Genomic DNA, 10,279 nt, shown 5'->3' on the forward strand with positions numbered 1-10,279 from the left:
TGTAAGCGGGCGCTAACGCCCGCCCGAGCAATCCAGCAGCGCGCCCGTTACGTACGATGCCGCGTCGGAGAGCAGCCAGACGATGGTCTCGGCCACTTCCTGCGGCGTGCCGGGCCGACCCATCGGCGTGGCGCTGCCCAGGCGCTGAGCGCGGTCGGGCTGGCCGCCTGAAGCATGGATGTCAGTCTCGATCAGGCCGGGGCGCACGGCATTGACGCGCACGCCATCGCGCGCCAACTCGCGCGCCAAACCCAATGTCATCGTGTCGACGGCACCCTTGGACGCAGCGTAATCGACATATTCGTGCGGCGAACCCAGCCGCGACGCTGCCGACGACACATTCACCACCGACCCGCCCACGCCACCGCGCGACGTTGATAGCCGCCGTGCCGCCTCGCGCGCTACCAGGAAGGCGCCCAGCACATTGGTCTCGAACATCGTGCGCAGGCGATGCGTCGTCATGTCAGCCACGTCCTGCGCCTCGGCCACGATGCCCGCGTTGTTGACCACACCGTGCAGCGCGCCGAAGCGCCCCGCGGCCGCCTCAAAGAGGGCAATGACGTCTTCGTCGTTCGACACATCGCCTTGCACCGCCAGCGCATGGCCACCGCCCTGTTCGATGAGCCCAACCGTCTCTTCCGCCGCCTGCCGGTTGCCACGATATTGCAGCGCGACAGACCAGCCGCGTTGCGCACACAGCACCGCCGTCGCGCGGCCGATACCCCGGCCCCCGCCGGTAATGACAATGGTCTTGGACATGCCAGTCTCCCGATGTGTTGTTGTGTTCGCAATTGTGCCGAGGTGCCGATTTTTTGGCATTGAGGGATGTGTCCGAATCCGGCGAACCCATGCGACCCGACAGGGCTAGACTAGCTGCCAGGCTCCTCGATCACCACCATGCACCTCGACCACAACGCCTGCTACCACGCCGTGCAATCGCGCGACCGGCGCTTTGACGGCTGGTTCTTCGTCGGTGTGACTTCCACCGGCGTATATTGCCGCCCCGTCTGCGCGGTCCGCACGCCGCTGGAAAAGAACTGCCGCTTCTTCACCACAGCCGCCGCCGCAGAGCGCGCGGGTTTTCGCCCCTGCCTGCGTTGCCGGCCGGAACTGGCACCGGGGCACAGCCTGGCCGAAATGTCGTCGAGCCTCGCACGCGCCGCCGCCCGCATGATCGACGAGGGCTTTCTGCAAGAGCATGACCTGGCCGCACTGGCTGCCGCCGTGGGCGTGACCGACCGCCACCTGCGTCGCATCTTCCGCGCGGAGTTCGACGTCTCGCCCATCGAATACGCACAAACGCAGCGCCTGCTGCTGGCCAAGCAACTGCTGACGGATACCGCCATGCCCGTCGGCGACGTCGCCTTTGCTGCTGGCTTTGGCAGTGTGCGGCGCTTGAACAGCGGCTTTACCGAGCACTACGGTTTTGCGCCAACACGCTTGCGTTCTCGCACAGCCGCCGCACGCACCGAAGACGGCCCAACGCTCATGCTCGGCTACCGCCCGCCGTTTGCGTGGCACGCGCTGCTTGCGTTTCTGCGCGCCCGTGCAGTCGAGAGCGTGGAGGTGGTCGATGCCGACAGCTACGCACGCACGATCACGGTCGACTATGCAGGCGCGCGGCACACCGGCTGGCTGCACGCACGCAATGTGCCGCAACGCCACGCCGTGGCGCTCACGCTGTCGCCCAGCCTGCTGCACGCCATGCCGCCCGTGCTGGCCCGCGCGCGGCGGCTGTTCGATCTCGACTGTCGGCCCGATCTGGTGGATGCGCATCTCGGCACACTTGCCACCAAGACGCCGGGCCTGCGTGTGCCCGGCGCCGTGGATGGCTTCGAGATTGCCGTGCGCGCCATCGCCGGACAAGTCATCTCGCTGGTGCAGGCGCGGCGCATTCTCGGGCGCCTGATTGCCGCCTATGGCGTGCCGCTATCGCAGTCACGCGAAGGGCTGTCGATGACGTTTCCGGCCGCTGCTGCGCTGGCAAAAATCGATCCGCAAGGGCTGTCCGCGCAAACCGGGCTGCAAGCCAGCCGCGCCGCCACCGTGGTCGAACTCGCCCGTGCCATCGACGCCGGCACCCTGCGGCTCGAGCCCCTGGTGCCGCTTGCGCCCACGCTGGCGGCCTTGCAAGCGCTGCCCGGTGTGGGCGAATGGACGGCGCAATACATCGCCATGCGGGCGCTCGGCTGGCCCAATGCATTCCCGCTGGGCGATTACGTCTTGCGCAAACGGCTGGCGGATGGCGACGGCGCGCTGCCCACACGCCGCGCCATGGTCGAACACGCTGAACCGTGGGCCCCATGGCGTGCCTATGCCGCCATGCATCTCTGGCACCGCGAAGACGCGCCCACCCTGCCTGTATCGAGCTAACGCGTTGACCTCCATGTATCGCCACACCTTTGCTTGTCCGCTCGGTGATCTGCTGCTGACCGCCACCGACACCCACCTGACCGGCGCGTTCTTCCCCGGCCAGAAGACGATTCCCGCGAACGCCGCGCGCATGGTGCCGGGCGCAGACGTGGCAGTCATCCGCGAGGCGCAGGCGCAATTCACCGCGTACTTTGCCAACAAGCTGCACGACTTTGATCTGCCGATGGCGCCCGAGGGCACGCCATTCCAGCAAGACGTCTGGCGCCTGCTGTGCGACATCGCGTTCGGCAGTCGCACCACCTACGGCCAGATCACTGCGCGCCTCGGGCTCACGCGTGAACATGCGCGCGCCGTGGGCACCGCTGTCGGCCGCAACCCGATCTCGATCGCCATCCCGTGCCATCGTGTGGTCGGCGCGGATGGCGCGCTCACAGGCTACGCCGGCGGCCTGCCGCGCAAGGCCGCGCTGCTCCGGCTCGAAGGGCATCCCGCGCAGGTTGGCGAACGCCTGCCCATGCCGGACGAGGATCGCCAAGGCTCACTGGCCCTTCTGCCTGCATAAAACGCCAATCGCGCGGACAATGCGCGCACGCCACTCCAACAACGATCACGAGACAACCTTCATGCGCCGCTCCGATGTGCTCGAACTCCTGACGCTGGCTGCCCTATGGGGCGGCTCATTCCTGTTCATGCGCGTGGCTGCGCCGCCGTTTGGGCCGGTTGCGCTGATTGCGTTGCGGGTGGCCATCGCCTCGTGCTTCCTCGTCCCGATGCTGATCTGGCGCGGCGGCATGGGGGCGCTGCGCACGCATTGGCCGCATCTGCTGGCGGTGGGCGTGCTGAACTCGGCCATCCCGTTCTGCCTGTTTGCCTACGCTGAACTCACGCTCACAGCGGGCTTCGCCTCAGTGCTCAATGCAGCGGCGCCGTTGTTTGCTGCCATCGTGGCATTCACGTGGTTGGGCGATCGTATGTCGCCGTTGCGCGTGCTGGGATTGGCGATCGGTTTTATCGGCGTGATCGTGCTGGTGGGTGGGTCGTCGGTCATCGATGCAAAACAGGGCAGCCTGGCGGTGGCCGCGGCGCTCTCGGCCACCGTGCTGTACGGCGTAGCCAGCGGCTACACCAAGCGTTTCCTGACCGGCGTACCACCGCTGGCCGTGGCGACGGGCAGCCAGTTGGCCGCTGCCATCGGGCTCGCGCCGCTGGCCTACTGGCTGTGGCCCGCGCAAACGCCCACCGGCAACGTGTGGCTGCATGTCATCGCCCTGGGCATCGCGTGCACGGGCGTCGCCTATATCCTCTTCTTCCGCCTCATCGCGCATGTGGGGCCAACGCGCGCGGTGTCTGTCACCTTCCTGATCCCGGTGTTCGGCGTGCTATGGGGCATCCTGTTTCTGGGCGAAGCGCTGACACTCAATATGGTGATCGGCTGCGCGGTGATCCTGTTCGGTACGTCGCTGTCGACTGGCGTGTTCACCCCGGGAAAAAAAGCCGGCGCGAGTGCAACGGCCGCAGCAAATGAGAAAGATTCGCTTTTGCGCTCCGACCGCTAAACGTCCAGGTTAGCGCCTCGGCGGGTCAAGGCTTGCCGTGTCCGGCCGAAAATCCCTTGAAGCCAACACTTAAATGCGTGCATGCGCTGGTCCGCAATGCAATGCAATGCGCTTTCGCCTCCATTCGCGCAGCCCGACCAAGTGCTGGCGTTCTCGTGATAAATCATCGATTTGCAATAAATACCCGCCACCTCTGTGCTTCTGAAATTTATTCAACGCCGCCAATATTGGCTCTGCAGACAGATTTAACCAATCTGCAAAACTGAAGTAGACACCATAGACATCGGCCAACCTGCACTCGATCTTAACGATCCGATAATCCGATTTGAGAAAGTTGCATCATCGAAATCGGAATTCCCTGATTGGGAAGCAGATTTTCTTTGTTATGCTCGCCATCGGTCGATGAGGGGCGTGCAAGGGAATAACCGATTGCTGCAAGGCAGTTGAAACTCCCAATTGCCGGCGGGTTCCCCGCTGCACAGCCGACTACGCACGCTCCATCAAATACGTTGGATACGCGCATGCTGGACGTCTACCTGAATAAGCATCTGATCGGTCAGCTATCGTGCGGCCGCAGCGGTTGGGCGTTCGAATACGATGCTCGCTGGCAGACTTCGTCGCAGGGCTTTGATCTGAGCCCACACCTGCCACGCACCGTCGGCAACATCGCCGACACGGCAAAAGACCAGCCGGTACGCCACTTCTTTGAATACCTGCTGCCCCAATTGGCACGCAACACGCCCAAGCCTGCCGCCGCCGCGCTGGAGCATCTCGCGCAAGCGGCGCCGCATCTGGATGGCCCGCTGACCCTGGTGCCCATCGGCCTCAAGCCGTGCAGCGGCCGCGCCGACGGGCTGTCCGAACGCGATCTCGTGCTGCAGTTCCAGCAAACCGTCGCCCGCCCGCCCCGCAGCACGCCCCTGCGCGTGGCTGAACCTCGCGCGCGCTACGGCACCGATGCTGCAGCGGTGTCCGAAGAAATCAGCCTGCCTTTCCTGGCCTCGAATGGCTTGCCGGTGTCGATGTGGCTTGGCCGGTTTTCTGCGCCAGCGAATGCCGCACAATCGAGCCACTTCGTGCGGTTGGATCTGGGCGAAGGCGCGCACCTGCCCTACGCCACCATCAACCACTGCTGGGCCACACTGCTTGGCCGCAGCATCGGGTTGGACACGCCGTTCATCGGCTTGCGCCAGTTTCCGGAAACCGCTGCCGTGGTGCAGCGCCTCGATCGCACCCTGCGCTGCAAGAGCGACGACACCGCGCTCGTGCAGGCCCGCTACGTCGTCTCGGCAGTGCAGTTGCTGGGGCTCTCGCCCAGGTACCGCTTCCTGCCGATCACCGTCGAGCAAGTCGCGCAATGCGCCAGCCTGTGCGCGGACCCCGCTTCCGCCACGGCCGCACTGTTCCGCTGGATGGTGTTCTGTCTGCTGATCGGCGGTCGCAATGCCTCGGCGGGCACGCTGCATTTCCACATCGGTGCGGATGGCGTCCGGCTGGCTGCGCACGATCACCTCTTCTGCGCTGCGGTCTACGCCAACGAATGGAACGCCGATGAACTGTCGCCGGATGCACAAGCCCGCTACGACGCCATCGATCAGGACGCCCTGCTCGCCCTGGCCGATCACCTCGGCTATGACGCCAGCCAGGCGCGCCGTGAGTTGCTGCGCCTGATCAGCATGCTGGCACCGCAATCGTCGTTTGTGGCGACACATCTCTCGCAGGCACTGGGGCATTCGCCAACACGCGCGGCGGAGATCGACTTCCTCGCGCGCATCCACCGCCATGTATCCGAGACGGCTCGGCGGCTGGGCGGCAAGACTGCCGAAGCCTGAAACTGAAGCTGAAACTGAAACGCGAGGCTAGAGCGCGGCCAGGCTGACCGAGCCGTAACGTGCATAGCCGTGCGCGGCCAGCGTATCCATGGCCTCGGCTTCCGCCCGCGCGAATGCAAGCGCCAGAGTGTCGGGGCTCCCCGTTCCACTGGCGAAGGCCTGGTAGGCCGCAAAGGCCGCGCGCGGCGATACACCGCTGCGCTCAAGCACCCGCTGCGCGGCTTCCAGCGCCGCACGAATCGCCGCCTCCCCAGGCGGGGCATCGCGAAACGCCAGCTGTAGACAGGATGTCGTCGGATTCATCCGCGTTTCGAGGTTCGATTCACTGAAACAACACACCTGACCCAGTCTAGGAAAGCGCCTATCGAGTGCCAAGCATGACGCTCGTCCCGGGAAGGCGTTTGCGCTTGCCCTGCACGGATCGACTTGGGGATGGCCCCGGGTGCACAGGCTGTGAATCACGTTGCATAATCGAATCGATTGACGAAGCAACGACTTTGTTGACGACACCACAACGACAGGAGATACCCATGATCACCCCGCCGATCCGGTTGAAACGTACTGCGCTGGCCTGGCTGTTAGCCAGTGCAGCCTTGCCGGCGTTCGCGCAGATTCCGCTCAACGCTGGCAGCACCGCATCGGCGCAGGCTGCGGCGGCCACGCCCGGCGGGATCGACGTGGCGCAGATAAAACCGGCGGTGGATGCTGCGGTCAATGCCGAGTACGGTCAGCTCGATTCGCTCTACAAAGACATCCATGCGCATCCCGAACTGGCGTTCCAGGAAACGCGCACCGCCGCCAAGCTGGCTGAGCAGATGCGCAAGATCGGCTTTGACGTGACGGAGCACGTGGGCAAGACCGGTGTGGTGGCTGTGTATCGCAACGGCACGGGCCCCACGATCCTGGTGCGCACGGAACTCGACGCGCTGCCGATGGAAGAGAAAACCGGCCTGCCTTACGCCAGCCACCTGCACACCAAATGGCGCGGCGAAGACGTGGGCGTGGCGCACAGCTGCGGGCACGACGTGCACATGGCGTCATGGGTTGGCACGGCCAAGACGCTGGTGTCGCTCAAGGACCGCTGGCACGGCACGCTGGTGTTCGTGGCGCAGCCGGCGGAAGAAGCTGTGTCCGGCGCGCAGAGCATGATCGACGACGGATTCTTCAAGCGCTTCCCCAGGCCCGACTATGCATTTGCGCTGCATACCGGTCCGGGGCCGTATGGTTCGATCTTCTTCAACAGCGGCCCCATCACGTCCAACTCCGACGGGCTGGAGATCACCTTCAGGGGCCGCGGCGGCCACGGCTCGGCGCCTGACAAGACCATCGACCCGGTGATGATGGCCGCGCGCTTCGTGGTGGATCTGCAAAGCGTGATCAGCCGCGAGAAAGATCCGCAGGAATTCGGTGTGGTGAGCATTGGCGCCATCCAGGGCGGCAGCGCCGAGAACATCATCCCCGACAGCGTGCTGCTGCGCGGGACGATCCGTTCGTACAAGCCGGTGGTGCGCCAGAAGATGCTCGACGGCATCCGCCGCACAGCCAAGGCAGTGACGGAGATGTCGGGCGCGCCAGATGCCGAGATCAAGATCACCGAGGGCGGCAAGGCCGTCAACAACGACCCGACCGTGGTGGCACGCACCGAGGCGATGTTCAAGACCGCCTTCGGCAATGACCGCGTGCTGCGCGTGCCGCCAATTACGGCGAGTGAGGATTTCTCGGCGTTTGTTGACGCGGGCATCCCGTCAATGTTCTTCTTCATCGGCGTGAATGATCCGCAAACGTTCATGGCCTCGCTCAAGCCGGGCGCCAAGCCGCTGCCGACCAATCACTCGCCGCTGTTTGCGCCAGTGCCGGAGCCATCCATCAAGACGGGCGTGACGGCAATGTCGCTGGCGGTGCTCAATGCGCTGCAATGGCACAAGGCGGCCGCGCAATCGGCTGGAGAATAATCGGCAGACGGCCGTGACTCAGGGGCGCGGCGCTGCGGCGGCCGCGCCTTTTTGCTTTGCTTACAGACGGGGATGCTCATGTTCAACCACTTCATCCGCGCCAGCGCGTTCGTGCTGTGCGCCAGCCTTGCAGCGCCGGCTTTGGCGCAAACCACCAACCGGCTCGACGAAATCATCGCGCGCGGCACGCTGCGCGTTGGCACCACCGGCGATTACAAGCCCTTCACCTACAAGAACCCCGCCGATGGCCACTTCATCGGCCTGGACGTCGAGATGGGCGAGCGTCTGGCCAAAGCGCTGGGCGTAAAGCTGGAAATCGTGCCCACCACGTGGTCGACGCTGATGCAGGACTTTGCGGCCGACCGCTACGACATCGCCATGAGCGGGGTGTCGGTCACGCTGGAGCGGCAAAAGAAGGCGTTCTATTCAATTCCGTATCAGCGCGATGGCAAGACGCCGATCACGCGCTGCGAGAATCAAGCGAAGTACCAAACGCTGGCGCAGATTGACCAACCGAATGTGCGCGCCGTGGTCAATCCCGGCGGCACCAACGAAAAGTTCGCGCGTGAGCATCTGAAGCAGGCGCAGATTCGCGTGTATCCGGACAACGTGACGATCTTCAACGAGATCGTCGCGGGCCGCGCGGACTTGATGATGACCGATGCGGTGGAGACCAAGCTGCAGCAGAAGCTGCACCCCGAGTTGTGCGCCGTGCACCCGGAAGCGCCGTTCGATTTTTCGGAGAAAGCCTACCTGCTGCCGCGCGACGTGGTGTTCAAGAACTTCGTCGACCAGTGGCTGCGGCAGACGACGGAAAGCGGTGAATTCGCCAAGCGCTTTGATGCATGGCTGGCGTATCCGTGGAGCGCGCCGGTCAAGTAAGCAGAAGGAGGAGGCTGCGCTGGTCCGCCTGGGTCAGTGCAGGCTGGCAGGATCGCCGTGTTGCAGAGCCAGCGCATCGCGCAGCAGCGCGTCGGTCATGTCGCGGCCCAGTAGCGCCGGGTCGAAGCGCGCTGAAAAGCGTGTCGAACACGACTCCACCTGCAGCACCACCTGGCCCGGCGGCAGTAGTTCGATGTCGACGTGGATGACCTCGTCGTCTTCGGTAAAGGAATGCAGCAGCGTGAGCGCGCGGTAGCCGTCGGCGCGCTCCACGGCGGTTTCCGTCCAGGACGGCGCCAACAGCGCGCAATCGACCAGCGTTTCCGGCTCGTCCGGGCGATACAGGTGCAGACCCATCATGGTCGAGGCAGCATCGGCCACGCTGGACCATTCAGCGGCAGGAACCAGGTCGCCCAGCAGGCGGATGTCATCGACCGCGGCGTCGGTCTGCACGAAGGCGGCGCCCAGGAAGAACGCAGTCTCGTCACGAAAACCGCCTGCAACCGTGTTGCGCCACAGACGGTGGCTGCTCTTGCTGCCGAGCGCGACTTGCGACAGCACCTTGGCCGCGCGTGCGCCGTCGGCACCCGACCATTGCTCCACCGCGCCGTGCGAGAACAGGCGGTCGGCCATCACCAAGCCCACGCCTTTGGGCAGCGCGCGCTCTTCCAACCAATTGGCCAGCACGTGCACGCCGCTGAACGGCATGTCCGGACGCCCGATCGCATGTGCGCGCACGCGGCCGTTTTCCGGCACGTGGAACGGCATGGCAAACAGCCTCGCCTGATAGGCCAGGCCATCGATCTCGAAACGGGCGATGGAAGCGGTGGTGATGGACATGATGACCTTCCTGCTGCAAGGGGCGGAAAACGCCGCCCGTACCTGCATCAACGACCATCCACGCCGAATGTTTAGCCGTCACATGCCCCGCAAATGGGGTGGGGAATCCCCGTGTTTGTAACGCGACGCAACAATCGGAGCGGAACAGGACAGGAATTTTTCGTCGCGCCCGTCGTCACACCTTCGCATTAAGGGTTATCCCGCATCTCACATTTCCATTTCAATTCAATGACTTATGTGTGATTTGCGGTGCTTGAGGCGCCACAATTGTTCTTATTTTTTGAACAAAGCGTTTTATAGAACTGCTTTTTTACCCTTCTGGCAACGACTAAGCTTATGCCATCGCGTTACCGCATCGCAGCAAAACCGCGCTGCGGCAATGCTCACCCCCTGTTGTGGAGTTCACCATGAAGACCAAGAACCTGATTCTCGCCTCCCTGATCGCTGTTGCCGCCGTTCCCGCCTTTGCCGCCGGCGTGCAAAGCCAAGACCCGTACACCAACGGCCAAGCCGTGACCAAGGCTGATCCGTACACCGACGGCGCCCGCAAGGCTGACGTCTACACCGACGGCGCCGTGCGCAAGGCAGACCCGTACACCGATGGCGCGCTGCGCAAGGCCGATCCGTACACCGACGGTGCCTTGGTCGGCAAGGCTGACCCGTTCAGCGACGGCCAATAATTCGTTCGCATCTCCGTTATCACTCTCCCTCCCCGATGCCGGGTGCCCCCAGTGGGCGCCGGCACCGGCTTACTGAGGCGGCCTTCTGGCCGCTTTTTTTTGGTTCATCGAGGAATTCCGGGGAAGGCGGCGCGGATCTTGAGGAAGAAGTATTCCTCGTCGCG

10 protein-coding genes are annotated in these 10,279 nt (G+C 64.3%); 7 read left to right on the forward strand and 3 right to left on the reverse strand.

Annotated features, from left to right (window positions below):
* Positions 1-12: 12 nt before the first annotated feature.
* Positions 13-759: an SDR family oxidoreductase gene (locus tag PSUB009319_RS07855; RefSeq protein ID WP_124381658.1), complete on the reverse strand. Its 747-nt coding sequence runs from the start codon at positions 757-759 to the stop codon at positions 13-15.
* A 138-nt stretch (positions 760-897) separates the two neighbouring features.
* On the opposite strand from PSUB009319_RS07855, the gene PSUB009319_RS07860 reads away from it, so the two are divergent.
* The 4 genes from PSUB009319_RS07860 to PSUB009319_RS07875 all read left to right on the forward strand — a co-directional run bounded on the left by PSUB009319_RS07860 (position 898) and on the right by PSUB009319_RS07875 (position 5,761).
* Positions 898-2,373, forward strand: a complete 1,476-nt coding sequence (locus PSUB009319_RS07860; RefSeq protein WP_124381659.1) for a DNA-3-methyladenine glycosylase 2 family protein — start codon at positions 898-900, stop codon at positions 2,371-2,373.
* Between the two features lie 13 nt (positions 2,374-2,386).
* Complete coding sequence (locus PSUB009319_RS07865; protein WP_124381660.1) at positions 2,387-2,935, forward strand: methylated-DNA--[protein]-cysteine S-methyltransferase; 549 nt, start codon at positions 2,387-2,389, stop codon at positions 2,933-2,935.
* A 61-nt stretch (positions 2,936-2,996) separates the two neighbouring features.
* A complete protein-coding gene (locus PSUB009319_RS07870) occupies positions 2,997-3,929 on the forward strand; it encodes a DMT family transporter (protein ID WP_124381661.1) in 933 nt (310 codons plus the stop codon).
* 521 nt (positions 3,930-4,450) lie between these two features.
* Complete coding sequence (locus PSUB009319_RS07875) at positions 4,451-5,761, forward strand: HipA N-terminal domain-containing protein (RefSeq protein WP_124381662.1); 1,311 nt, start codon at positions 4,451-4,453, stop codon at positions 5,759-5,761.
* 27 nt (positions 5,762-5,788) lie between these two features.
* Here the strand turns inward: PSUB009319_RS07875 and PSUB009319_RS07880 are convergent, their stop codons facing one another.
* Positions 5,789-6,064, reverse strand: coding sequence for a hypothetical protein (locus tag PSUB009319_RS07880; RefSeq protein WP_124381663.1), 276 nt, complete (start codon positions 6,062-6,064; stop codon positions 5,789-5,791).
* Positions 6,065-6,291: 227 nt separating this feature from the next.
* Between PSUB009319_RS07880 and PSUB009319_RS07885 the strand changes: the two genes are divergently transcribed.
* Complete coding sequence (locus PSUB009319_RS07885) at positions 6,292-7,713, forward strand: M20 family metallopeptidase (RefSeq protein ID WP_124381664.1); 1,422 nt, start codon at positions 6,292-6,294, stop codon at positions 7,711-7,713.
* Between the two features lie 78 nt (positions 7,714-7,791).
* Positions 7,792-8,595, forward strand: coding sequence for a transporter substrate-binding domain-containing protein (locus tag PSUB009319_RS07890; protein WP_124381665.1), 804 nt, complete (start codon positions 7,792-7,794; stop codon positions 8,593-8,595).
* Positions 8,596-8,628: 33 nt separating this feature from the next.
* Here PSUB009319_RS07890 and PSUB009319_RS07895 read toward each other — a convergent pair whose 3' ends face one another.
* Positions 8,629-9,435 (reverse strand): hypothetical protein, encoded by an 807-nt coding sequence (locus tag PSUB009319_RS07895; protein ID WP_124381666.1) that lies wholly within the window; start codon positions 9,433-9,435, stop codon positions 8,629-8,631.
* Between the two features lie 407 nt (positions 9,436-9,842).
* Here PSUB009319_RS07895 and PSUB009319_RS07900 point away from each other — a divergent pair, with 407 nt between their 5' ends.
* Complete coding sequence (locus PSUB009319_RS07900) at positions 9,843-10,115, forward strand: hypothetical protein (protein WP_124381667.1); 273 nt, start codon at positions 9,843-9,845, stop codon at positions 10,113-10,115.
* The last annotated feature ends 164 nt before the right edge of the window (positions 10,116-10,279 follow it).

Source organism: Ralstonia sp. SET104 (assembly GCF_003851545.1).
In the GTDB taxonomy this organism is placed as follows: Bacteria; Pseudomonadota; Gammaproteobacteria; order Burkholderiales; family Burkholderiaceae; genus Ralstonia.

Excerpts from the sequence above, each read along its gene's own strand:
- PSUB009319_RS07855 (WP_124381658.1), bottom strand. The coding sequence starts at position 759 with ATGTCCAAGACCATTGTCATTACCGGCGGGGGCCGGGGTATCGGCCGC.
- PSUB009319_RS07860 (WP_124381659.1), top strand. The coding sequence starts at position 898 with ATGCACCTCGACCACAACGCCTGCTACCACGCCGTGCAATCGCGCGAC.
- PSUB009319_RS07865 (WP_124381660.1), top strand. The coding sequence starts at position 2,387 with ATGTATCGCCACACCTTTGCTTGTCCGCTCGGTGATCTGCTGCTGACC.
- PSUB009319_RS07870 (WP_124381661.1), top strand. The coding sequence starts at position 2,997 with ATGCGCCGCTCCGATGTGCTCGAACTCCTGACGCTGGCTGCCCTATGG.
- PSUB009319_RS07875 (WP_124381662.1), top strand. The coding sequence starts at position 4,451 with ATGCTGGACGTCTACCTGAATAAGCATCTGATCGGTCAGCTATCGTGC.
- PSUB009319_RS07880 (WP_124381663.1), bottom strand. The coding sequence starts at position 6,064 with ATGAATCCGACGACATCCTGTCTACAGCTGGCGTTTCGCGATGCCCCG.
- PSUB009319_RS07885 (WP_124381664.1), top strand. The coding sequence starts at position 6,292 with ATGATCACCCCGCCGATCCGGTTGAAACGTACTGCGCTGGCCTGGCTG.
- PSUB009319_RS07890 (WP_124381665.1), top strand. The coding sequence starts at position 7,792 with ATGTTCAACCACTTCATCCGCGCCAGCGCGTTCGTGCTGTGCGCCAGC.
- PSUB009319_RS07895 (WP_124381666.1), bottom strand. The coding sequence starts at position 9,435 with ATGTCCATCACCACCGCTTCCATCGCCCGTTTCGAGATCGATGGCCTG.
- PSUB009319_RS07900 (WP_124381667.1), top strand. The coding sequence starts at position 9,843 with ATGAAGACCAAGAACCTGATTCTCGCCTCCCTGATCGCTGTTGCCGCC.